Raw genomic sequence first — 21,516 nt, forward strand, 5'->3', positions numbered from 1 at the left:
GTTTGGGTCGCGGAAAGGTCCGAAATCGTTCGAGGCGTCCCGGCGTTCGTCCGGGTCACGATCATTGAGCATCGCGCCCTTGCCGCGTAGGGGCGCGGCATGACCAGGATCCGTTCGCTGCTCGGTCGCTTGCCGATCGATCCCTATATGTTGCTGCTGATCGGAACGGTGGTGCTCGCCTTCGTCCTCCCCGCCCACGGCGTGGGGCAGACGATTGCCGAGGATAGCGTGCTGGTCGCGGTCGGATTGCTGTTCTTCCTCTACGGCGCGCGATTATCGCCCGCGGCGGTCTGGGCCGGGATCACGCACTGGCGGCTCCAGTCGCTCGTGCTCGCCAGTACGTTCGTGATGTTTCCGATCATCGGCCTTGCGGCCTATTGGGGTACGCGCGGGTGGTTGCCCGAGGGGATCGCGATCGGGTTGCTGTACCTGTGCCTGCTGCCCTCGACGGTGCAGTCGTCGATCGCGTTCACGTCGATCGCGCGGGGCAACGTGCCCGCCGCCTTGTGCAGCGCGTCGGTCTCCAACCTTTTAGGCGTGGTGGTGACGCCGTTGCTCGTCGCGGCACTGCTTCAATCGGCGGGGAGCGGGTTTTCGCTCCACGCGATCGAGGGAATCGCGCTCCAGATCCTGCTGCCGTTCATTGCGGGACAGGTCGCGCGTCCGATGATCGGTACCTGGCTGGCCGCGCACCAGACCCTGACCTCGGTGATCGATCGCGGGTCGATCCTGCTGGTCGTCTATACCGCGTTCAGCGCCGGGGTGGTGGCGGGGGTGTGGACCAGCCTGTCGTCGGTCGACCTGGCGATCGTAGCGGTAATCGCAATCGTGATCCTCGCGGTGATCCTCGGCATCACGACCGGGATCAGCCGCTGGCTGAGTTTCTCGACCGAGGACGAGATCGCACTGGTCTTCTGCGGGTCGAAGAAGAGCATGGCGAGCGGATTGCCGATGGCGACGATCCTGTTCGCGGGGCATTCGGTCAGCCTGATCGTGCTGCCGCTGATGCTGTTCCACCAGATCCAGCTGTTCGTCTGCGCCATCCTCGCGCGGCGCTATGCGCGGCGGGCAATCGAGGACTAGCCGAGCAACAACCCCGCAAGCGCCGCCGACATCAAATTCGCGAGGCTTCCCGCCGCCAGTGCGCGCAACCCGAGCTTGGCGATCATCGGGCGCTGATTGGGCGCGAGGCTCCCGGCCGACGCCATCTGGATCGCGATCGACGAGAAATTGGCGAAGCCGCACAAAGCAAACGTCACCACCGCGGTGGTGTGCGGCGACAGATTTCTCATCTTGCCGAGATCGATGAACGCGACGAATTCGTTGAGCACGATTTTCTGCCCGAACAATTCGCCCGCCGCGCGCGCTTCGGTCCACGGAATGTCGAGCAGGAACATCACGGGGGCAAAGACGAAGCCGAGCATCCCCTGGAAGCTCAGATCGGGGTAGCCGAACCATCCGCCGATCCCGCCAAGGATCCCGTTCGCCAGCGCGACCAGCCCGACGAACGCGAGCACCATCGCGCCGACCGCGACCGCGATCCGCACGCCGGTCTGTGCGCCATTGGCGGCGGCCATGATGATGTTGGCGGCGCGTTCTTCTTCGAGCGCCTTTTCGGCGACGTGGAGCACCGCTTCTTCCGGATCGTCGCCGAGCGGCAGTTCGCCCGCGGGCGCGGTGGTCTCGTCGGGCATGATGATCTTGGCCATCAGCAACCCGCCCGGCGCGGACATGAACGACGCGGCGAGCAGATAGGGCAAAGCGCCCTGGCCGAGGAAGGTGGCATAGGCGAGCAGGATCGTCCCTGCGACGCCCGACATGCCGACCGTCATCACCGCGAACAGCTGCGGCGGGGTCAGCCCGGCGAGATAGGGGCGGATCACCAGCGGCGATTCGCTTTGCCCGACGAAGATGTTGGCGGCGGCGCACAGCGCTTCCACCTTGGATACGCCGATCACCTTCTCGATCGCGCCGCCGACCCAGCGGATCACGAACTGCATGATCCCGAGATGGTAGAGGATCGACACGAGCGCTGCGAAGAAGATGATGACGGGAAGCGCCGAGAAGGCGAACGCCGTCCCGAAGGTCGGGTCGCTCGCGAGCCCGCCGAAGATCGTCGTGGTGCCCGCCTTGGCATAGCCGAGCAGGTTCCACACCCCGCGCGACATGCCCTCGATCGCTTGCCGACCGATCGTGCTGTGGAGGACCAGGATCGCGATCGTCACTTGCAACGCGAACGCCGCGCCGACGACGCGCAGCGGGATTGCGCGGCGGTTGGTCGACAACAGGACGGCAAGCCCCAGGATCACGACGATACCCAGAATGCCGATCGGAAATTTGTCCACGTATTCCCCGCAGTTTCGCGCGCACTCCCCAAAAATTCGGCGTGCAACGGGGGCGGACCATACACGTGAGGGCGGATAGGGCTAGAGGGCGGGCCGGGAAATGCGGCTGTTCTCGCTACGGCAGTTTACCGCGGCCCGAGGATGGCCGGAACGATTTGGTGTCTATGCGGCGCAGCGGAGCGCACGCTCTACCCCAGCATCGCCTTTTTGAGCTTGGCGTGCGCCGCCGCCTTGATCTGGCAGACGCGCGCCGACCCGACGCCGATCACCAGCCCGATTTCCTCGAGGTTCATTTCCTCCACGTAATAGAGCTGGATCACCAGCGCCTCGCGCTCGGGCAGAGCGGTGATCGCGGCGATCAGCGTATTACGTTCCTCGCTCTGCGAAAGCTGCGCGAACGCATCGGGCTCGTCGCTCGCGAACCACGGGCCTTCGTCCGAATAGAGATCCTCGATCGGTTCGAGCCGGACCGGCTGCGCGTTCGCATAATCGATCCGCAATTTCTCGCGCGACACGCCGAGCCGCGTTGCGACCGCCGCCTCGCCGGGCGCACGCCCCAGTTCGGTCGTCATCGCGGCGACGGTCTGCGTATACATCCGCTTGCGCTGCATCGCGCCGCGCGTCAGCGTCGCCGAACGCCGCAGCGCATCGATCATCGCGCCGCGCACGCGCGTCATCAGATATTGCTCGAACGTCACTTGCCCGCGTTCCTCGAACGCGCCCGCCGCCTCGACCAAAGCGACCAACCCGATCTGGACGAGATCCTCGACCTCGACCGAGGACGACATGCTGCCGTGCACGTGCCACGCGACACGCCGGACCAGCGGCAGATGCTTCTTCGCGAGCAGCTTGAGGTCGGGCGCGGCGTTGCGACCATAAACCAAGGGCTGCGCGTCGCAGAAGGCGGTGGGCGAAAGCTGCATCATGCTGGCAGGGCTCCGGGAGCGCCGATCACGGCGACGACTTCGACGGCTTTTTCTTCCGGCACTTCGAAGAAGCTCATCACCGGAATGTCGGGCAGGCAGGTCTTGACCAGCTTGCGGATCGCGACGCGGATCGCGGGCTGGACGACGAGCGCGAACGGCTTGGCCTCGTCGACCAGCGGCTGTGCCGCGCGTTGCAGCGCATCGACGATGCGACGGCCGAGATCGGGCTCGATCGTGTGGCGGCGCGACGGATCGGCGCGCATCGCCTGGCCGAGCAGCCCCTCGAGCCCGCCCTCGAGCGTCATCACGCGCAGCGGCTCGCGCACGCCGCAGATCTTGCCGATGATCAGCCCGCCGAGATCGGGGCGGATCGCCTCGATGATGTCCTCGGCGTCGGCGGTCCGCTGTGCGGCGACCGCGATGGCTGCGGCAATCCGGCGGAATTCCTTGAGCGGGATGTTCTCCGCGAGCAGTCCCTTCAGCACCTGCGTCAGCGTGGTCAGCGGCAGCGGGTTGGGCGACAGCGACGCGACGAGGCTGGCGGCGCGGTCCTTCAACCCGTCGAGCAGCGACTGGACTTCGTCGGGGCCGAGCAGCTCGGCGGAATGTTGCGTCAGCTGGTGGTTGAGGTGCGTCGCCATGACGGTGCCCGGATCGACCACGAGATAGCCCGCGCCGGTCGCGGCATCGGCGTCGCCCGCCGCGATCCACACCGCGTCGAGCCCGAAGGTCGGGTCCTTCGCGGGTTTGCCCATCAGCCCGCCGATCGCCTGGCCGGTATCGAGCGCGAGCATCTCGTCGGGCGAGACGCTGTCCTCGCCGACCACGACGCCGCCGACGATGATGCGGTAGGTGTAGGGCGGCAAATTGATGTCGTCGCGGACGCGGACCTGCGGGATGACGAAGCCCATGTCCTTCGACAATTGGCGGCGGACCCCGGTGATCCGGCCCATCAGCGGCGCACCGCGGCGTTCGTCGACGAGCGGCACCAGGCCGTAGCCGATATCGAGGTTGACCTGCATGAGGTCCGAGACTTCGTCCCAGCCGATCTTCGAATGATCGACCGGCTCGGGCGCGACGATTTCGACGGGTGCAGGGCGAAGCGATGCCTGGCGCATCTTCCACGCGGCGAACCCGGCAAGCCCGGCGGCGGGCAGGATGATCAGATGCGGCATCCCCGGCATCACCCCGAGCAGCCCGAGGATGATCGCGACCGGCGTCCAGGTGCGTGCCGAGCCGAACTGGCTGCCGATCTGGCCCGCCAGATCCATGCTGGAAGTGACGCGCGTCACGATCGCGGCGGCGGCAATCGACAGCATCAGCGACGGGATCTGCGCGACGAGCGCGTCGCCGATCGCGAGCAGCACGTAATTATGCGCCGCGTCGGCGATCGTCATCCCGTGGCTGACCGGACCGAGGATCAGCCCGCCGACGATGTTCGCCGCGAGAATCAGCAGGCCGGCGACCGCATCGCCCTTCACGAACTTGGACGAGCCGTCCATCGACCCGTAGAAATCGGCCTCGGTCGAAACCTCGATCCGGCGCGCCTTGGCTTCGTCGGGGGTGATCAGCCCGGCGTTGAGATCGGCGTCGATCGCCATCTGCTTGCCCGGCAACGCGTCGAGCGTGAAGCGCGCGCTGACTTCGGACACGCGGCCCGCGCCCTTGGTGACGACGATCATGTTGATGATCACGAGGATCGCGAAGACGAACAGGCCGACGACATAATCGCCGCCGATCAGGAAGGTCCCGAACGCCTCGATCACATTGCCCGCCGCGCTCTCGCCCTCATGCCCGTGGACCAGCACGACGCGGGTCGAGGCGACGTTGAGGCTCAGGCGGAACAGCGTGGCGAACAGCAGCACGGTCGGGAAGGCGGAGAAGTCGAGCGGCTTCTGCGCGTTGAGGCTGACCATCAGCACCGCGAGGCTGATCGTGATATTCATGATGAAGAACACGTCGAGCATCGCCGCCGGAATCGGCACGACCATCAGCACGACGAGCAACAGGATCGCGACCGGCAGCGCGGCGGAGCGCAGCAGCGGCATCACGCCACCGGTCTTGGGGGACAGTGCCACTGGATCAGGCTCCCATCGTCGCGAGCATCATGTACGCGAGCCGTGCGGTATTCGGGGTCGGGCGGAGAAGGCTCGCGGTCTCGGTGCGGGTACCCGCCAAACTGCTTGTGCCGCTCAATTGCGCGAGCGTGTTCTGCGCCCAGACCGCGGCGTTGGAGGTCGACTGCTCGCCATTGCCGGGGATGACGTCCGCGCCCCATTCGCCGAGCCGCGTCGCGGACAGGCCCGAGGTTGCGTCGATCGTCTGCGGCGCGCCCGCGGCATCGAGTTTGGCGGCGAAACGATTGTAGATTTGCGAGAGCGAGCGCGGCGCGCCGGTCGAATCGTAGAAGACGTTGCGATTGGCGTTGGCGGCGGCGGGGAACATCGTCGCGCCGCTACGATCGGGGTTGGCCTGCATCGCGGTGAGGAATTGCCGCGCGCCGCCCAAGCCCAGGAAATGGGCCATGTAAAGATCGGTGCTGGTGGCGCTGCGCCCGAGCGTTCCCTCGATCGCGCCCTTATTGTCGCTGGCGTGCTCGGCGGCCATCAGCGAGGCGGCGGTGGGGTCGTTGCGCAGCGACAGGATCGCCTGCCGAGTCGCGGGATCGCTCACGACCGCACGGCCGCTCGCGCTGGTTGAGATCGCGTTCGCCGCCCAGCCGAGGCCGTGCTCCGCGCCATGCGCCTTGACCACGCGCAGCCAGCTCTGGTCGACGAACTGATACAGCCCGCTCGCGCTCGAGGACCCCGAATGCGCGTTGGCGCGCATTCCGCTCTCGAGCTTGGCCTGACCCATCAGATAGCCGAAATCGATGCCGGTCTTCTGGCTGGCATTGGCGATCGCGTTGCGAATCGACCCGCCCGCGCCGGCAGCTCCGTTCAGGATGGAAAGCGGATTGAAAGGCATTGGTCCCCGGCTTCAGGTCCGCGTCAGACGGACAGCCGGTGATCAGCAAGAGACGTGCCAGTTTTTAGAGTGCTGTTTCCCCGACAAAGCCCGGGAAGCTGAGAGGGCTATTAAAATGCCGCTCAGGCAAACGCCGCCAGCCCCATTCCCGCACGATACACGCTCCCCGGTGCCGCCCCCATCGCCATCCCCGCCGAACCGGTCAGATTTTGCAGGCGGCGGCGAACATTTGCCGCCATCAGGTTGACGTAGATCCGGCAGGTGTCGTTCAGCCGCTGCGCTTCCTCGGCCAGCGCGCGCGTCTCCACCTCAGGCGGCACATCCCCGAACGCGGCAACCGCTTCGATCCGCATCAGCTTGTCGGTCGTCGCCCGTTCCAAGGCGCGGACGTCATTGGTTTTCAGCGCCGCGATCTCGGCATGAAGCGCTTCGATCACTGCGATCAAAGCATCACGGCGCGTGGCGGGAGACGTCATTTCGAGGGGCTCCAGTTGAGCTTGAGCGCGAGCATCCGGTCCGCAATCGTGTCCGGCGTGATGGGATAGGTGCCGTTGCGCACCGCGCGGCGGACATCCTCGACATGCTGGCTGTCGACCGGCACGCCCTTGCCGGTTTCGGACGCGATTGCCGACAATTCCAGTTGCTGGGTTGCCGTCGTTGCCGGCTTGGTCGCGGCACTGGCCGTCGACGCGACCGATCCGGTCGCCGCGACGGCTGGCACGGCCAGCCGCTCGGGCATTGAGACAGTTTTGGATCCGATCGCGTCCACCACATCAGCACCTTTGGAAGAGATGACGGAAGGTATAACGACCGGCTTCGGCAAAGCTTAAATCATTCTGACCAACCCGGCAGCGTGGCGCTCCCCGCAGCGATCGCGACCGCCTGGACGGGGTTCTTCTGATCGTCGACCTTGACCATGAACCGCCCGCCGACGACCGCATCCCCGACCGCAATGCCTTCGCGCGTGATCGAGAATCCCGCCGATCCCGCACTGATCGTCACCGGATCGCCGCGCTTGATTACATAGACGGGTCGGATCGCGGCGGCCGATATGCCGGGGGTGATCACCAGCGGGGCAGCCCCCTTGGGTGCAACCGCCGCCTGCTTGACCGGCACGAACAAGCGCCACTCCGGGCCGGTACAGGTGACGACCACCGCATCGTGGCTTTCGGTGCGCCACGCCATCGACACCATCGGGCAGGTGGCGAGCTTGAGCCGCCCGTCGACCGGCGTCCGCGCGCCGCCTTCATTGCCGACACCGTGGCCGGTGAACGCGGCGACGGCGCGGTCGATCGCGCCCGTATCCTGGAACGGGGCGGCGGACAGTGGACTGGCGACGAGCCCGAGGAGGAGCAGCGGCAAGCGGCGCATGGGCAATCAGATCCTTGTCGGTTGGGCAGGAGGAACGGCAACCGGTGCGGCAGGCATTTGCCGGTTGCCGGCAAATCCCGTCGTCACGCTGACGCCGCGGCGGCCAGCGCGGCCGGCAGCGGTGATGGTGATGCGATCGGGGGCGACGCCGTGGGCGATCAACATCCCGACGACCGCGCGCGCACGGTCTGCGGCGAGGACGGCGCCGCTTTGCGTCACGCCGTCGACATCGTCAGGCGAGCCGTCCACCGTCCCCGTCACGGCAACCATCGCGCGGGGATCGCGGAGCGCGTCGGTCGCCCACGCGACCAGCGGCGCGACCGGCCCCGACACCGCGGCCGATCCGATCGCAAACCCGCCGAGCGCGCTTGCGGAAACCGGCATCGGTGCGGGCGGCACGCTGGCAGGCGTGTCCACCGCACCGAACCCGGCACGAATACCGCGCGCGAGCGTGCCGCCGTCCAATTGCTGGTTGGCCTGAATGAAGACGAAGAACGCGACCAGCAGCAATGCGAGATCGGCAAGCGTCATCAGCCAGGCCGGGCGCGCGGGGGCGGCGTCGGGCATATCGTCGTCGTACGGAATCATGCCGACTGCGCCACGGCGAGCGGACGGCGGGGCTGCTCGCGCGTCGCTAGCGCGATCAACGGCGGTTCGAGCCGCAGCCGCTCGACCGCCTCGTCGCGCGCGATCCGCCGCAGCCGTGCAGCGATCGGCGCGAGCACGAGATTGGCGAGGAGCGCGCCGTACAGGGTCGCCAGCAACGCCACCGCCATCGACGCGCCGATCGCGCGCGGGTCCTGCATCTTCACGAACATGCCGACCAGGCCGATCAGCGTTCCCACCATGCCCATCGCGGGGGCGGTGTCCGCCGCGCCCGACCACAGGTCTGCGATTGCCGAAGCGCGTTCGGCCCGCGCGCGGCGGCGCTGGCGGAGCAGTTCGGCGATCTCTTCCGGAGCGTCGCCATCGACGATCGCCGAGACGGCGGCGGCGATATCCGGGTCCGCGATCACCGACCGGTCGAGCGTCAGCACGCCGTGCCGCTTGGCGATCCGCCCCAGCGCCCCGATCTGATCGAGCAACGGATCCGCGGCAAAGCGCGGCGCGCCCAGCATCCGCAACCCCGCGACCCCCCGCCCGAGGTCGCGCGCCGGGGTCCGCAGCACCGCAGCGGCCAGAGTTCCGCCGACGACGATGGCGAAGGCGATCGGATCGAGGAAGGGGGCAAGGGTAAAGGACATCGCAGCGGGCACTGCAAGCGGCGGGCCAATCTGGTAAACGGACGTGCTTCAACGGTCCCGTGCACCTCCCCCGGCGCCGAATCCGCCGCCCCGCGCGGGACCGGCAGCCGCTTTGCCGCCGCCCGGCAAGGGTTTGCCGCTTTGCATCCGCTGCACGGGTGCGCCGACCCCACATCGCATTTGGCATGACCTTTGCTGATCGACCGGCGCGCAATCATGCGCTGGAGACGGGCAATGCCCAGCGAAGGACTGTTCGGGGTACATGGTGCGGCACTCGAAGTGCGCTCGCAGCGCATGGGTGTGCTTGCGTCGAACATCGCGAACGCCTCGACCCCCGGGTTCAAGGCCCGGGACATCGATTTCCACAGCGCACTGGCGACCGCGGAGACCGCAATGGACACGGGCGGGAACGCCAGCGTCACCGGCTCGATGCGCTACCGCACCGCGTCGCAGCCCTCGCTCGATGGCAATACGGTCGAGCTGTCGACCGAGCAGACCGCCTTCGCCGAGAATGCCGTCGCCTATCAGACGACGCTCTCCTTCCTCAACGGGCGGATCGGCCAGATCACCCGCGCACTGAAGGGCGAATAAGCCATGGCCGAACAGCCGCTTTCCATTTTCCAGGTCGCCGGGCGCGCGATGTCCGCGCAGCTCGTGCGGATGAACACGACCGCATCGAACCTCGCCAACGCGGGAGCGGTGACGGGCAGCGAAGACACCGCGTACAAGACGATCAAGCCCGTCTTCCGCACGCAATATGACAAGGCCTCGGGGCTCGCCACGGTCAATGTCGAGAGCATCGTCACCGCGGGCGAAGGCGCGACTAAGGTCTACGATCCGTCGCACCCGCTTGCCGACAAGGACGGCAACATCTGGCAGTCGGGCGTCGATGAAACGCGCGAGCTGGTCGACATGATGGAGACCTCGCGCAGCTACCAGAACAACGTCGAGGTCATGCAGACCGCCAAGTCGCTCATCCTCGATACCCTCAAACTGGGACGCTGATCATGGCCTCCACTTTCGATTCCACGCTGACCAGCCTCGGCATCAACGCGACGACCACCGCCAAGGCAAATGCCGCGAAGACCACCTCGTCGCAGTCGCTCGGTGCGTCGGACTTCCTCAAGCTGATGACCGCGCAGCTCAACAACCAGGATCCCTTCGCCCCGACCGACAATACGCAGATGGTCGCGCAGCTCGCGCAGATCTCGAGCACCTCGGGGATCGCGGAAATGGGAACGACCCTGAAAGCGATCCAGGACAAGCTCGGCGCAACGACTGCGGGCGATGCGCTCGGCTATGTCGGGCGCACCGTGCTGACCGAAGGCTCGACCGCCTATGCGCGCGCAGCGGGTGGTCTCGCGGGCGCGGTCGAGCTCGACAAGGATGCGACCGGCGTGACCGTTTCGATCCGCGATGCCAACGGCCAGACGCTCAACACGCTGTCACTCGGCGCGCAGAAGGCCGGGACCGCGACCTACGACTGGGACGGCAAAGATGCCAGCGGCGCCTCCGCCGGGAGCGGCCCGTTCACCGTCTCGGTGGAAGCGGCCGACGGCGGCGAAGCCGTTACCGCGCGCAACCTCGTCTGGGCCCCGGTCGCCGCGGTTTCGATGCCCGCAACGGGCAGCCCCATGCTCACTTTGCCCGGTATCGGGCAAGTCGCCACCAGCGCCGTCCGTCAGGTCGGCTGATCCCCCTCCCCGCTTGAACTCGAAACGCACAGGAGCCCCCCATGTCCTTCTACACCTCGCTCAGCGGCCTGCAGGCAGCCCAGACCGAACTGTCCACCGTGTCGCACAACCTTGCCAACGTCGGCACCAACGGCTTCAAGAAGAGCCGGACCGACTTTGCCGACGTCATCGCCTCGAGCATCACGACCGATCCGACCAAGCTCGTCGGGTCGGGCGCGGTGGTGAAATCGAACCGGCAGCAGTTCAGCGTCGGCAACCTCAAGACGACCGGCTCGTCGCTCGACCTCGCGATCACGGGAGACGGCTTCTTCTCGGTCAAGACAAGCGGCGTCAATTCCGCCACCGCCTATACCCGCAACGGCGCGTTCCAGATCGATCCCGCTACGCATAACATCGTCGATGCGCAGGGGTCCGCACTGCTCGGCTATCCGGTCGACGCAAAGGGCAACACCACCGCCACCGGTGCGGACGGTCTAATCCCGCTCAACTTGCCAGAAACCAACGGCACGCCGGCGGCGACCGGCAACGTGGCGCTCAAGGTCAACCTCTATGCCGCGGCATCGGTGCCGACCGCGACGTTTACGCCGACCAATGCGTCGAGCTACAACAACTCGACCGCTACGACGATCTACGACTCGGCGGGCAAGGCGAGCACACTCACCAACTATTACGTCCACTCCGGCAACAACGCCTGGACCGTCCACAGCTTCGTCGGCGAACAGGAACTCAAGGTCAGCGGTTCCACCTCGGGCACCCCCGTCACCTTCGACGCTGCGGGCAACATCTCCGCCCCGTCCAGCCCAATCACCTATGACGCGTTCAACCCGATCAGCGGCGGCGTCGCGCAGACGCTCAAGCTCGATCTTGCGGGGACGACGCAACAGTCCAGCCCGTTCTCGGTCAACGCCCGCGTCACCGATGGTGCCTCGGTCGGCGAACTCGCGGGTGTGTCGGTCGACAAGCAGGGGATCGTCTCGGCCAACTATTCGAACGGCGACACGGTCGCGCTCGGCAAGGTCGCGCTCGCCAATTTCGCCAACCCCACGGGCCTGCGCCAGACCGGCAACAGCTATTGGTCGTCGACCGGCATCTCGGGCGGCGCGGCGCTTGGCGCAGCGAACGAGAACGGCTTCGGCTCGCTCAGCGCGGGGACGCTCGAAGGCTCGAACGTCGATATCACCGAGGAACTGGTCGATCTGATCGCCGCGCAGCGCAACTTCCAGGCGAATGCCAAGGCGCTCGATATCAACGGCCAGATTTCGCAGACCATCTTCAACATCCGCAACTGACCTGAACCGAGCGGGAGCAGGATATGGACAAGCTGGTCTACACGGCGGCGACGGGGCTCAAGGCGCATCTCGCGTCGCAGGCCGCGATCGCCAACAACATGGCGAACGCCTCGACGATCGGCTTTCGCGCCGACCGCGTCGTGTTCGACCGGCTGTCGCTCAAGGGCTCACCGCTCGAAACACGCGAGCCGACCTCGGCGGACGTGCTCGACGCGGATCGCGCGACCGGCGCGATCCAGCAGACCGGTCGTTCGCTCGATGTCGCGATGACCGGCGACAGCTGGCTCGCGGTCCAGTCGCCCGATGGGAAGGAAGCCTATACGCGGCGCGGCGACTTGCAGGTCGCAGCCTCAGGTGTGCTCCAGACCGGCGACGGTTTCCCGGTGATCGGGTCGGGTGGCCCGATCACCGTGCCGCCCGCGCAAAGCATCTCGATCTCGGCGGACGGCACCGTGTCGATCGTCCCGATGGGCGGCGACGCACGCAACCCGGAGGTGCTCGACCAGCTCAAGCTGGCGACGCCGAAGGGCACGACCACGGTCAAGGGGCTCGACAATCTGCTCTACGTCAAGGGCGGCGGAACGCTGCCGCAGGACATGGACGCAAAGGTCGAGAGCGGCGCGCTCGAGGGATCGAACGTCAACATGACTCAAGCGCTGGTCGACATGATCGAGAACCAGCGCAGCTACGAGGTCCAGGCCAATCTGATGAAGTCGGCCAAGGACATGGACGAAAGCGCCGCATCCGTGATGCGGCTTCCAGGCTGAAGGAATAGACGATGGGCAGTGCAGCCATGCATATCGCGCGGACCGGGCTTGATGCCCAGGACATGCGCATGCGAGTCATCTCGAACAACCTCGCGAACGTCAACACGACCGCGTACAAGAAGGATCGCGCCGCGTTCGAGACGCTCGCGTACCAGACAGTGACGGCACCCGGAGCGCCGAGCACGTCCGAGACGAAATATGCGACCGGGCTCAACCTCGGCACCGGCGTCAAGATCCAGGGTACTGCGCGGATCGACACGCAGGGGTCGTTCCAGTCGACCAACAATAGTCTCGACCTCGCGCTCGACGGCGATGGGTATTTCCAGGTGCAGATGCCCGGCGGCACGCTCGGCTATACCCGCGCGGGCAATTTCTCGCGCTCGCCCGAGGGGCTGATGATCACCAGCGAGGGCTATCAGGTCCAGCCCGGCATCACCGTTCCGCAAGGCGCCACCGCGATCACGATCGGCACCGACGGGACCGTCTCGGCGACCGTCCCCGGCCAGACCACGCCAAGCGAACTCGGCCAGATCCAGGTCGCGAGCTTCCCCAATGCGGCGGGCTTGCTCAGCAAGGGGGACAATTACCTGATGGAGACCGCCGCGAGCGGTGCCGCCAACCTCGGCGTCGCCGGGCAGGACGGGCGCGGCAACGTCCGCCAGGGGCAGCTCGAAGGGTCGAACGTCAACGTCGTCGAGGAGCTGGTCGACATGATCGAAACCCAACGCGCGTATGAGGTTAATTCAAAAATGATCTCCGCGACCGACGAAATGCTCAAATATGTTAATCAAAATATCTGATGGCTAGAGTCATGAAGCCGTTCGCCATCCAGCTGATCGTCGGAATTGCGTTGTTTTTGCCCAGCGCGGCCGAGTCGCGCGTGTTCGGCAAGAAGGCGCCGCCGGTCGATTTCTCGTCGGCGATGCCCGAACCGGCGCTGACGCCGGTGGTGGCGACCGGGTCGATCTTCCAGGTCGAGGACGGGTATGGCGCGCTCTACGAAGGCACGCGCGCGCGCCGCGTCGGCGATCCGGTCACGATCGTTCTGGTCGAACGCACCGCCGCCTCCAAATCCGCCAGTTCGAAGCTCGATTCGTCGGGCAACCTCGCCTTCACCCCGCCGACCACCGGGCGACTCGCGCTGTTCCAGGGCACCGATATCGCGACCAGCGGGAACCGCGGGTTCAAGGGAACCGGCGGCGCGGATCAATCGAACACGCTGTCGGGCGAGATCACCGTCACGGTCAGCCGCGTGCTCCCCAACGGCACGATGCTGGTCCAGGGGCAGAAGCGCGTCACGCTCAACCGCGGCGACGAGTTCGTCCAGATCAAGGGCCTGATCCGCACCGCCGACATCGACGCCAACAACCGCGTCCCCTCGACCCGCGTCGCCGACGCGCAGATCGCCTACACTGGCAAGGGCGACGTCGCGCGCGCCAGTCGGCAGGGCTGGCTCGGCCGGTTCTTCTCCGTCGTGAGCCCGTTCTGAGGATGCGCCCGATGTTCCGCCTCCTGCTCGCAGCACTCGTCTCGCTGCTCGTCGCGGCCCCCGCGTCCGCCGACCGGATCAAGGATCTCGGCGGGTTCCAGGGGATTCGCACCAACCAGCTGACCGGCTACGGCGTCGTCGTCGGCTTGCCGGGCACGGGCGACGACAATCTGGAATACACCATCCAGTCGATGAAGGCGGTGACGTCGCGCTTCGGGCTGCAATTGCCCGCGAATATTAACCCCGGCCTCAAGAACACGGCGGTGGTGATGATCACCGCCGAACTGCCCCCCTTCGCCAAGCCCGGCCAGAAGCTCGACATCACCGTCGCCTCGATGGGCAAGGCCAAGAGCCTGCGCGGCGGCGCATTGATCCTGACGCCGCTGCAGGGCGCGGACGGCCAGATCTATGCGATGGCACAGGGCAACCTTGCCGTGGGTGGCCTTGGCGCCGAGGGCAAGGACGGATCGCAGATCGTCATCAACATCCCCTCAACCGGGCGCATCCCCGAGGGCGCCACGGTCGAGCGCGCGGTCAAGACCGGGTTCGAGAACACGCCCGCGCTGACCTTCAACCTCGCGCGTGCCGACTTCACCACCGCGCAGAACGTCGCCGGTTCGATCAACGCGCGCTTCGGCAGCGGCGTGGCACAGGCGGTCGATGCCGTCTCCGTCTCGGTCCGCGCCCCGATCGGCGGCGACGTCCGCGCGACCTTGATGAGCGAAATCGAGAATCTCAGCGTCGTTTCGGCCGAGCCGCCCGCCAAGGTGATCGTCAACGCGCGCACCGGCACGGTCGTGATCAACTCGGCGGTCCGCGTCAGCACCGCCGCGATCACCCACGGCAAGCTCACCGTCCGCATCGACGAGAACGAACGGATCAGCCAGCCCGCACCGTTCAGCCAGGGCCAGACCGCCAAGGCACAGAAATCCGGCGTCGTGGTCGATGAAGAGAAGCGCCCGATGTTCCTGATCTCGCCCGGTCCGAAACTGTCGGACGTGGTCAAGGCGATCAACGCGATCGGCGCGTCGCCGGCCGACCTGGTCGCCATCCTTGAAGCGCTCAAGGAAGCGGGCGCGTTGAAAGCGGAGTTGATCGTCCTGTGAGCGACGTTCCTGCCCTTCCCCCGGTCAACGCCCCCTCTGCTGTCGGCGGTATCGCAACCGATACCAGCCGGCTGTCGAACCGTGCCAATCTGGAGGCGGCGGGGAAGAAGTTCGAGGCGGTCTTCACCGGCATGATGGTCAAGGCGATGCGCTCGACGCACCTCGCCGAGGACGGACTGTTCGCGTCCAAGGGCATGGATACGTTCAAGGAAATGCAGGACACGCAAGTCGCGCAGAACATGGCCGCGCACGCCCCGCTCGGGATCGGCAAGGCAATGACCGAATTCCTGGCGAAATCGCAGGCAGGCGTCGAAGCCGGGTTGCAGGCGGCCCGGACACCTGAAGGCAGCAACGCGGCGAAGACGCCATGAGCGACATGCTGAGCATCGGCGCAAGCGGCGTCCGCGCGTATCAGACCGCGCTGAGCACCGTTTCCGACAATATCGCGAACGCTGCGACGCCGGGCTATGCCAAGCGCACGTCGACCCTGTCCGAGATCGAGCCCGCCACCGGAATCCATTCCGGCGGCGTCGCGGCGACGGGACAGGGCGTCGTCGTTTCGGGGCTCACGCGCTCGGCGGACGTGTTGCGCGACGCCGATGTCCGCACCGCCGGCTCGGACGTCGCGCGCAGCGACACCAGCGTGGCCTGGCTCGACCGGATCGAGACCGCGCTGACCAGCAATCAGCTTGGCGCGCGACTGACCGGCTTTTTCAACGCGACGAAGGCGGTCGCCGCGGATCCCACCGCGACCACCCCGCGCAGCGCGATGCTCGAGCAGGCAAATGCGGTCGCAGGATCGTTCCGCGCAACCGGCAAGGCGCTCGACCTGCTGGACACCAACCTCGATTCGACCGCGTCGGCGGCGGTCTCGACGCTCAACACGCTCGGCAGCGCGCTGGCGAAGGTCAACGAAGGCATCGCGCGCATCAAGGGCGGGTCGGCCGCGGCTGCGGCCCTCACCGACCAGCGCGACTCGATCCTCGAACAGATGAGCGCGGTCAGCAACATTTCGGTGTCGCTCGATGACTATGGCCGCGCGACCGTGAAGCTCGGCGATGCGGGTGGCGCGACGTTCGTCTCGGGGCCACAATCCGATTCGCTCCAGGTCGCGCGCGGCACCGATGGCGTGATTGCATTCACGCTTCAGCGGTCGCAGGCCACGGTCAATCCGTCCGGCGGTGCGCTCGCAGGCATCGTCGAGGCTGGCCAGCGGATTTCGGACACGCGCCTCAACCTGAACACGATCGCGGTCGCCTTCGTGCGCGACGTCAACGCGATCCAGCAAGGCGGCGACACGCTCGATTCGCAAAAAGGCGCCGCATTGTTCGCCGCCTCCCCCAAACCGACCGACATCACCGTGATGCTGACCAATCCGGGCGATATCGCCGCGGCCACCACCGGTAAGGGTCCGCGCGACAACGGTAATCTCGGCAAGCTCGATGCGCTGCGCACCAGCGGCGCGTTCGAGGGCAAGACCACCGCGCTCGTCTCGAGCAACGCCTCGGCGCTTGCCGCGCGCAAGCAGGTCGCGCTCGCGCAAGGTGCGATGCGGGACAATGCGGTCGCCGCGCGCGACGCCGTGTCCGGCGTAAACCTCGACAGCGAGGCGGTCGATCTGCTGCGCTTCCAGCAAGCATACCAAGCGTCGAGCCGCGTGATCCAGGTCGCCAAGGACACGCTCCAGTCGATCCTCGACATCCGCTAGCCCCGAGACGGACCCAGCCCATGCAAATCGGCACCAGCCTGTTCTACGATCGTACCTCGGCGCAGATGACCAATCTGTCGACGCAGACGAGCACGCTCAACACGCAGATCGCGACGGGCAAGAAACTCAGCGCGCCGTCGCAGGATGTCGTTGCGTACAATCGGCTGGCGTCGATCAAACAGGCGACGGCGGATCAAGCTGCCTATTCCGGCAACATCAGTCTCGCCAAATCCCTGTTGCAACAATCCGATTCGACGCTGACTCAAGTGTCGACGCAATTGCAGCGCGCCTCCGAACTGACGCTGCGCGCCAACACCGGCACGCTCAACGACGGCGATCGCAAGACGATCGCGATCGAACTCAAGAGCATCCTCGACGATCTCGTCAACCTTGCGAATACCAGCGATGCGCGCGGGCAACCGCTGTTCGGCGCCGCGACCGGGACCAAGGCGGTGGTGCAGGCCGCGGACGGGAGCGTCACGCTCGGCGGCACCGGCGAACTTCCCGCGATTCCGGTTGGCGACGACACCGCGGTCACCGCGACCGACAGCGCCGAGCGCGTCTTCGGCAACATCCCGACCAAGGCCGGCGGCAAGACCGACGTCTTTGCGGTGCTGTCCGATTACATCGCCGCGCTCGATGCGGGCGGGGACGTATCGGCATCCTCGGCAACCGCGATCGACGGATTGAACGCCGCCCAATCGCAAGTCAGCAACGTCCAGGGATCGGTCGGTGCGCGCGCCGCGCGACTCGACATCGTCTCATCGCAAGCCACCGATGCCGCCGCCGCGCGCGAGAGCGATCGTACCGAGCTGGAAGACACCGACCTTTCGGCGGCAATCACCGAATTGCAGAAGCAGATGACGATCCTGTCGGCCACCCAGGCGAGTTTCAGCAAGCTGAGCAGCCTGTCGTTGTTCACCTATTTGCGCTGATCTTTTCCCGGAGGCGGGAATTGCTTCGGCCGAGCGTAATTAACGTCAGCGCTGCGCTGGTTAACCGTTTTGCTACTGAATCACCCTAGACCGAAAGTGTAGCGGCCGATGCGGGTCGCAAGCGTCGTGCAGCAACGTCAATTGCAGCGTTTACAGGGGCATAGCGCCACTCATGTTTCCCGCAATCGGTCTTGTCGTCCTCCTCGTGATGATCTTCGGCGGCTTTGCCATTACAGGCGGCGCGCTCGGCCCGGTCATGGAGGCGATTCCGCACGAAATGCTGATCATCGGCGGCGCTGCGGTCGGCGCGCTGATCATCGGCAACTCGATGAAGGAACTGAAGGCGCTTGGTGGCGGCTTCATGAAGGTCTTCAAGGGCCCGAAATACAAGAAGCAGGACTATCTCGACGTCATCTTCCTCGTGTCGAAGCTGATGAAGATGCTCCGCACCGAAGGCCCGATCGCGCTCGAGCCGCATGTCGAGGATCCGAAATCCTCTGCGGTCTTTGCGGAGTATCCCCGACTGCTGTCCGACCATACGCTGATCAACCTGATCGCGGACACGTTGCGGCTGGTCGTCGTCTCGTCGGGCACGCTTGATGTCCATGCGGTCGAGGACGTGATGGATAACATGATCAAGACGCACCACCACGAGGTCGAAGGCCCACACGGGACGATCTCGAGCCTCGCCGATGCGCTTCCCGCGCTCGGCATCGTCGCGGCGGTGCTCGGCGTGGTGAAGACAATGGGCTCGATCGACAAACCGCCCGCGATTCTCGGTGCGATGATCGGCTCTGCGCTGGTCGGGACCTTCATGGGCGTTTTGCTGGCCTATGGCATCGTTGCGCCGCTCGCCAACCGGCTGAAGCAGGTGATCGAGGCAGACGGCGCGATCTATCACGTCGTCAAGCAGATCATCATCGCCTCGCTCCACGGCCATCCGCAGCCGCTCGTGATCGAAGCGGCGCGCTCCGGCATCGCGCATTCGAACCAGCCGGGCTTCGCCGAAGTGTTCGACGGCCTGCGGGCGCGGTGAGGTGATGGCCACGCTGCAAATCCACGACATCAGTCGCCCAGGGGCTCCGGCGTTCCTGCCTTTTGCGACGGCAAAAGAAGAAGATCTTACGCAAAGCCGCAAAGCCGCGAAGCGGCTCGCACTCACTGCCCGTCCGGCACTCTGCCGAAGCGCCATTCCCGAGGCCAAGTCTTCTCTTTGCGCCTTTGCGCCTTTGCGTGATGAAACCCTTCGTGGCTTAGTGGCTTTGTGCGAGCCAGACACTTCCGGTCCTTCCGCCGCCCACGGTCGGGTTTATACCGATGCGGTCTCTGCGCTACGCGCGGTGGCGATGCTGTGTGATCCGGTCCTGCTCGGGAATCGCCGCTAATGGCCGCCCGCGCGCCGCATGGCACCAACCAGCCGCCCAAGATCATCTACAAGAAGGTCTATATCGAGGGACATGGCGGACATCACGGCGGTGCGTGGAAAGTCGCCTATGCCGATTTCGTGACCGCGATGATGGCATTCTTCCTGCTGATGTGGCTGCTCGGCGCGACCAACGAGAAGCAGCGCAAGGCGCTCGCCGACTATTTCTCGCCTACGCTCGTCCAGCTCAAGCAGAACAGCGCGGGATCGATGGGGCTGTTCGGCGGGTCGTCGATCACCGACAAGGACAGTTACCAGCACAAGGCGTCGCAGACCGGCACGCGCGCGATGACCGTGCCGATCGACGCGACCGGGGGCACGCAGGTCGGCTCGGGGCAAAAGGGGACGCTCAAGGATCGCGCGGCGATGTCCGCGGAGGATCGCAAGAACTTCGAGAAGATGCGGCGCCAGGTCGTGTCGTCGATGGCCTCGAGTCCGCAGCTCAAGAAACTATCATCGCACGTTCGCTTCGTCCGCACGCAAAGTGGGCTGCGGATCGATTTGCTCGACGACGCGGATTATTCGATGTTCGATCTCGGCACCACGCAGCTCGAGCCGCGCGCCTCGGCGCTGCTCGGGCTGATCGCCGAATCGATCAAGGGGACCGCCAATCCGATCATGATCCGCGGGCATACCGACAGCCTCGGTTACGGTGATCCGCTTGCGATGAACAACTGGATGCTGTCGAGCGCGCGCGCCGAGGCGACTCGCCGTCGTCTGGCGGCGGGCGGCACGCCAGAGAACCGCTTCAACCGGATCGAGGGGGTCGCCGACCGCGAACCGATCATCCGCGACAACCCGTCCGACCCGCGCAATCGCCGAGTCGCGATTACGCTGCTGTACCGCGCCTCCGCGTTCGGCGAGTGATGTCCGCCACGCGCGCCCTGCGGTTGACGACCGCGGCCCTGTTCGCGGTGCTGGCGCTGTACGGTCTGACCTCGCTGCCCGATCTCGCGGCGCGTTGGGGACTCGGCTGGACCGGTTTGGCGGCCGTCGCTGTGTGGATCACCATCGCCACGGTTGGGGTCGCGATGCTGCGGCAAGCCCCGACGGTCGGACGCCTTGCGGTGCTGTTCGCGGTGATGCTGATCCTGCGGGCAGCCGTCACTATGATCAGCGCGGACCGTGTTTCCCCCGGAGATCCGCACGCCTATCTGATGCTGGCGAAGGGCCTGCTCGCAGGGCGCGGCCTTTCCCTCTACGAACCGTATTTCGGCTCCGACTGGCGCGCGCTGTTTCCGCCGGCCTATCCGGTGCTGCTTGCCGGATGGGGTGCGATCGCGGGCTTCTCGACGGGTTCGCTGCTCGCGCTGGGTACGCTGACCGATCTGCTGACCGCGCGGATGATCGAGCGCCTCGGCGACCGGCTCGGCGATGCGACTACAGGGCGGCGTGCGGCATGGCTGTATTTGATCTGGCCCTCGGTGCTGTTCTCTGCCCCGCTCGCGCAGAAGGAATCGCTTTGCGCGCTGCTCGTGACGGTTCTGGCGCTGGTCTGGCTGACTCCGCGTCCCGGCTGGCGCGGGGCGGTCGCGCTGGGTGTTCCCGCCGGGGTGTTGGCCCTTACCCAACCCGGCGAAGCACCGATCGCCGCGCTGTTCGCGATCGTCCTGCTCGGGCAGATCCCGCGGTGGCGGATCCTGCTGTTCGGGCTGCGGGGTGCGATCGTCGCAGCCGCGGTCATGATGCCCTGGTGGGTGCGCAACTGGACGCTGTTCCACGCCTTCGTCCCGCTCACCAGCGCGAGCGGGGCGAGCCTGTGGATCGGGAACAACCCCAATGCGACGGGCAATTGGGAACCGCCCCCGCCCGCGCTCAAGGGCCTCCCCGAATTGGTCTATAATGCGCGTATAAAAGCGCTCGCAATGGCGTGGATCGACGGGCATCCTGCAGCTTTCCTGCGTTTGACTGCGGCAAAACTGGCGCGGGCTGGCGGAATCGGTGTGTTCGGAGTCACGCGACTGACGGCGATGCAGCCCACGCTCCCGCTCACGCTTGCCGCGTTGCTCTGGCCGGTTGCACAGCTTTCGCACCTTGTCCTGCTCGCCGGTAACGTGCTGCGCCACAGCCGTATTCCCATCCCGCTGCTGTTGTTGATCGCCGCCTGTGCGCTGCAATGGATGCTGTTCGGCGTCTGGTTCGAATTCGGCGAACGGCACCGCGAGTTCGCCACGCCAGTCCTGCTGCTCGTGTTATGCTGGGGGATCAGCGGGCAACCGGTTGAGAAGCGTGCCGCGAACCCCTAACTTGGC

General features: G+C 66.2%; 25 protein-coding genes. 16 read left to right on the top strand and 9 right to left on the bottom strand.

Annotated features, from left to right (window positions below):
* Positions 1 to 99 precede the first annotated feature (99 nt).
* Positions 100 to 1,083, top strand: a complete 984-nt coding sequence (locus QBJ92_RS12440; RefSeq protein ID WP_277970015.1) for a bile acid:sodium symporter family protein — start codon at positions 100 to 102, stop codon at positions 1,081 to 1,083.
* On the opposite strand, the gene QBJ92_RS12445 is transcribed toward QBJ92_RS12440, so the two are convergent.
* The 9 genes from QBJ92_RS12445 to QBJ92_RS12485 form a co-directional block, all read right to left on the bottom strand.
* Positions 1,080 to 2,345, bottom strand: coding sequence for a NupC/NupG family nucleoside CNT transporter (locus QBJ92_RS12445; RefSeq protein WP_277970016.1), 1,266 nt, complete (start codon positions 2,343 to 2,345; stop codon positions 1,080 to 1,082). The genes QBJ92_RS12440 and QBJ92_RS12445 overlap by 4 nt on opposite strands.
* A gap of 188 nt (positions 2,346 to 2,533) precedes the next feature.
* Positions 2,534 to 3,271 (bottom strand): FliA/WhiG family RNA polymerase sigma factor, encoded by a 738-nt coding sequence (locus QBJ92_RS12450; RefSeq protein WP_277970017.1) that lies wholly within the window; start codon positions 3,269 to 3,271, stop codon positions 2,534 to 2,536.
* On the bottom strand, positions 3,268 to 5,319 hold the full coding sequence (gene flhA, locus QBJ92_RS12455; RefSeq protein ID WP_277970049.1) for a flagellar biosynthesis protein FlhA: 2,052 nt from the start codon (positions 5,317 to 5,319) through the stop codon (positions 3,268 to 3,270). The genes QBJ92_RS12450 and flhA overlap by 4 nt, the downstream gene beginning before the upstream one ends.
* A gap of 34 nt (positions 5,320 to 5,353) precedes the next feature.
* The gene (locus QBJ92_RS12460; protein WP_277970018.1) at positions 5,354 to 6,238 is read right to left on the bottom strand and encodes a lytic transglycosylase domain-containing protein; all 885 of its coding nucleotides are present in this window, start codon (positions 6,236 to 6,238) and stop codon (positions 5,354 to 5,356) included.
* A gap of 122 nt (positions 6,239 to 6,360) precedes the next feature.
* Positions 6,361 to 6,714: a flagellar protein FlgN gene (locus QBJ92_RS12465; RefSeq protein ID WP_277970019.1), complete on the bottom strand. Its 354-nt coding sequence runs from the start codon at positions 6,712 to 6,714 to the stop codon at positions 6,361 to 6,363.
* Entirely contained in the window at positions 6,711 to 6,977 is a 267-nt protein-coding gene (locus QBJ92_RS12470) for a flagellar biosynthesis anti-sigma factor FlgM (RefSeq protein ID WP_277970020.1), read from the bottom strand. The genes QBJ92_RS12465 and QBJ92_RS12470 overlap by 4 nt, the downstream gene beginning before the upstream one ends.
* A gap of 92 nt (positions 6,978 to 7,069) precedes the next feature.
* The gene (locus QBJ92_RS12475) at positions 7,070 to 7,609 is read right to left on the bottom strand and encodes a flagella basal body P-ring formation protein FlgA (RefSeq protein ID WP_277970021.1); all 540 of its coding nucleotides are present in this window, start codon (positions 7,607 to 7,609) and stop codon (positions 7,070 to 7,072) included.
* Positions 7,610 to 7,615: 6 nt separating this feature from the next.
* Complete coding sequence (locus tag QBJ92_RS12480; protein ID WP_277970022.1) at positions 7,616 to 8,197, bottom strand: flagellar motor protein MotB; 582 nt, start codon at positions 8,195 to 8,197, stop codon at positions 7,616 to 7,618.
* Entirely contained in the window at positions 8,194 to 8,853 is a 660-nt protein-coding gene (locus QBJ92_RS12485; RefSeq protein WP_277970023.1) for a motility protein A, read from the bottom strand. The genes QBJ92_RS12480 and QBJ92_RS12485 overlap by 4 nt, the downstream gene beginning before the upstream one ends.
* A gap of 234 nt (positions 8,854 to 9,087) precedes the next feature.
* On the opposite strand from QBJ92_RS12485, the gene flgB reads away from it, so the two are divergent.
* The 15 genes from flgB (at position 9,088) to QBJ92_RS12560 (ending at position 21,510) form a co-directional block, all read left to right on the top strand.
* Positions 9,088 to 9,444, top strand: coding sequence for a flagellar basal body rod protein FlgB (gene flgB / locus QBJ92_RS12490; RefSeq protein ID WP_277970024.1), 357 nt, complete (start codon positions 9,088 to 9,090; stop codon positions 9,442 to 9,444).
* 3 nt (positions 9,445 to 9,447) lie between these two features.
* Positions 9,448 to 9,858, top strand: coding sequence for a flagellar basal body rod protein FlgC (gene flgC, locus QBJ92_RS12495; protein WP_277970025.1), 411 nt, complete (start codon positions 9,448 to 9,450; stop codon positions 9,856 to 9,858).
* A 2-nt stretch (positions 9,859 to 9,860) separates the two neighbouring features.
* On the top strand, positions 9,861 to 10,547 hold the full coding sequence (locus QBJ92_RS12500; protein WP_277970026.1) for a flagellar hook assembly protein FlgD: 687 nt from the start codon (positions 9,861 to 9,863) through the stop codon (positions 10,545 to 10,547).
* A 41-nt stretch (positions 10,548 to 10,588) separates the two neighbouring features.
* Positions 10,589 to 11,836 (top strand): flagellar hook protein FlgE, encoded by a 1,248-nt coding sequence (locus QBJ92_RS12505; RefSeq protein ID WP_277970027.1) that lies wholly within the window; start codon positions 10,589 to 10,591, stop codon positions 11,834 to 11,836.
* Between the two features lie 23 nt (positions 11,837 to 11,859).
* Complete coding sequence (gene flgF, locus QBJ92_RS12510; RefSeq protein ID WP_277970028.1) at positions 11,860 to 12,603, top strand: flagellar basal-body rod protein FlgF; 744 nt, start codon at positions 11,860 to 11,862, stop codon at positions 12,601 to 12,603.
* A gap of 11 nt (positions 12,604 to 12,614) precedes the next feature.
* The gene (gene flgG / locus QBJ92_RS12515; RefSeq protein ID WP_277970029.1) at positions 12,615 to 13,403 is read left to right on the top strand and encodes a flagellar basal-body rod protein FlgG; all 789 of its coding nucleotides are present in this window, start codon (positions 12,615 to 12,617) and stop codon (positions 13,401 to 13,403) included.
* Between the two features lie 11 nt (positions 13,404 to 13,414).
* The gene (locus tag QBJ92_RS12520; protein WP_277970030.1) at positions 13,415 to 14,092 is read left to right on the top strand and encodes a flagellar basal body L-ring protein FlgH; all 678 of its coding nucleotides are present in this window, start codon (positions 13,415 to 13,417) and stop codon (positions 14,090 to 14,092) included.
* Between the two features lie 11 nt (positions 14,093 to 14,103).
* Positions 14,104 to 15,198, top strand: a complete 1,095-nt coding sequence (locus QBJ92_RS12525; RefSeq protein ID WP_277970031.1) for a flagellar basal body P-ring protein FlgI — start codon at positions 14,104 to 14,106, stop codon at positions 15,196 to 15,198.
* On the top strand, positions 15,195 to 15,569 hold the full coding sequence (locus tag QBJ92_RS12530) for a rod-binding protein (RefSeq protein WP_277970032.1): 375 nt from the start codon (positions 15,195 to 15,197) through the stop codon (positions 15,567 to 15,569). The genes QBJ92_RS12525 and QBJ92_RS12530 overlap by 4 nt, the downstream gene beginning before the upstream one ends.
* A complete protein-coding gene (gene flgK / locus QBJ92_RS12535) occupies positions 15,566 to 16,906 on the top strand; it encodes a flagellar hook-associated protein FlgK (RefSeq protein WP_277970033.1) in 1,341 nt (446 codons plus the stop codon). Before QBJ92_RS12530 ends, flgK begins: the two co-directional genes overlap by 4 nt.
* Positions 16,907 to 16,926: 20 nt before the next feature.
* The gene (gene flgL / locus QBJ92_RS12540; protein WP_277970034.1) at positions 16,927 to 17,841 is read left to right on the top strand and encodes a flagellar hook-associated protein FlgL; all 915 of its coding nucleotides are present in this window, start codon (positions 16,927 to 16,929) and stop codon (positions 17,839 to 17,841) included.
* 172 nt (positions 17,842 to 18,013) lie between these two features.
* Entirely contained in the window at positions 18,014 to 18,877 is an 864-nt protein-coding gene (motA, locus tag QBJ92_RS12545; protein ID WP_242138179.1) for a flagellar motor stator protein MotA, read from the top strand.
* Between the two features lies 1 nt (position 18,878).
* Positions 18,879 to 19,226, top strand: a complete 348-nt coding sequence (locus tag QBJ92_RS12550; RefSeq protein ID WP_277970035.1) for a hypothetical protein — start codon at positions 18,879 to 18,881, stop codon at positions 19,224 to 19,226.
* Entirely contained in the window at positions 19,226 to 20,131 is a 906-nt protein-coding gene (locus QBJ92_RS12555; protein WP_277970036.1) for a flagellar motor protein MotB, read from the top strand. Before QBJ92_RS12550 ends, QBJ92_RS12555 begins: the two co-directional genes overlap by 1 nt.
* Complete coding sequence (locus QBJ92_RS12560) at positions 20,131 to 21,510, top strand: glycosyltransferase (protein WP_277970037.1); 1,380 nt, start codon at positions 20,131 to 20,133, stop codon at positions 21,508 to 21,510. Before QBJ92_RS12555 ends, QBJ92_RS12560 begins: the two co-directional genes overlap by 1 nt.
* Positions 21,511 to 21,516 lie beyond the last annotated feature (6 nt).

Origin of the sequence: Sphingomonas echinoides, assembly GCF_029623395.1 — a bacterium.
GTDB lineage: Bacteria > Pseudomonadota > Alphaproteobacteria > Sphingomonadales > Sphingomonadaceae > Sphingomonas > Sphingomonas echinoides_A.

Bases quoted from the DNA above. Each gene is read 5' to 3' on its own strand.
- QBJ92_RS12470 (WP_277970020.1), bottom strand. From the start codon at position 6,977: ATGCCCGAGCGGCTGGCCGTGCCAGCCGTCGCGGCGACCGGATCGGTC.
- flgF (WP_277970028.1), top strand. From the start codon at position 11,860: ATGGACAAGCTGGTCTACACGGCGGCGACGGGGCTCAAGGCGCATCTC.
- QBJ92_RS12450 (WP_277970017.1), bottom strand. From the start codon at position 3,271: ATGATGCAGCTTTCGCCCACCGCCTTCTGCGACGCGCAGCCCTTGGTT.
- flgK (WP_277970033.1), top strand. From the start codon at position 15,566: ATGAGCGACATGCTGAGCATCGGCGCAAGCGGCGTCCGCGCGTATCAG.
- QBJ92_RS12505 (WP_277970027.1), top strand. From the start codon at position 10,589: ATGTCCTTCTACACCTCGCTCAGCGGCCTGCAGGCAGCCCAGACCGAA.
- QBJ92_RS12500 (WP_277970026.1), top strand. From the start codon at position 9,861: ATGGCCTCCACTTTCGATTCCACGCTGACCAGCCTCGGCATCAACGCG.
- QBJ92_RS12520 (WP_277970030.1), top strand. From the start codon at position 13,415: ATGAAGCCGTTCGCCATCCAGCTGATCGTCGGAATTGCGTTGTTTTTG.
- QBJ92_RS12460 (WP_277970018.1), bottom strand. From the start codon at position 6,238: ATGCCTTTCAATCCGCTTTCCATCCTGAACGGAGCTGCCGGCGCGGGC.
- flgB (WP_277970024.1), top strand. From the start codon at position 9,088: ATGCCCAGCGAAGGACTGTTCGGGGTACATGGTGCGGCACTCGAAGTG.
- QBJ92_RS12485 (WP_277970023.1), bottom strand. From the start codon at position 8,853: ATGTCCTTTACCCTTGCCCCCTTCCTCGATCCGATCGCCTTCGCCATC.
- QBJ92_RS12465 (WP_277970019.1), bottom strand. From the start codon at position 6,714: ATGACGTCTCCCGCCACGCGCCGTGATGCTTTGATCGCAGTGATCGAA.
- flgG (WP_277970029.1), top strand. From the start codon at position 12,615: ATGGGCAGTGCAGCCATGCATATCGCGCGGACCGGGCTTGATGCCCAG.
- QBJ92_RS12525 (WP_277970031.1), top strand. From the start codon at position 14,104: ATGTTCCGCCTCCTGCTCGCAGCACTCGTCTCGCTGCTCGTCGCGGCC.
- motA (WP_242138179.1), top strand. From the start codon at position 18,014: ATGTTTCCCGCAATCGGTCTTGTCGTCCTCCTCGTGATGATCTTCGGC.
- QBJ92_RS12560 (WP_277970037.1), top strand. From the start codon at position 20,131: ATGTCCGCCACGCGCGCCCTGCGGTTGACGACCGCGGCCCTGTTCGCG.
- flgC (WP_277970025.1), top strand. From the start codon at position 9,448: ATGGCCGAACAGCCGCTTTCCATTTTCCAGGTCGCCGGGCGCGCGATG.
- QBJ92_RS12480 (WP_277970022.1), bottom strand. From the start codon at position 8,197: ATGATTCCGTACGACGACGATATGCCCGACGCCGCCCCCGCGCGCCCG.
- flgL (WP_277970034.1), top strand. From the start codon at position 16,927: ATGCAAATCGGCACCAGCCTGTTCTACGATCGTACCTCGGCGCAGATG.
- QBJ92_RS12555 (WP_277970036.1), top strand. From the start codon at position 19,226: ATGGCCGCCCGCGCGCCGCATGGCACCAACCAGCCGCCCAAGATCATC.
- QBJ92_RS12440 (WP_277970015.1), top strand. From the start codon at position 100: ATGACCAGGATCCGTTCGCTGCTCGGTCGCTTGCCGATCGATCCCTAT.
- QBJ92_RS12475 (WP_277970021.1), bottom strand. From the start codon at position 7,609: ATGCGCCGCTTGCCGCTGCTCCTCCTCGGGCTCGTCGCCAGTCCACTG.
- flhA (WP_277970049.1), bottom strand. From the start codon at position 5,319: ATGCCGCTGCTGCGCTCCGCCGCGCTGCCGGTCGCGATCCTGTTGCTC.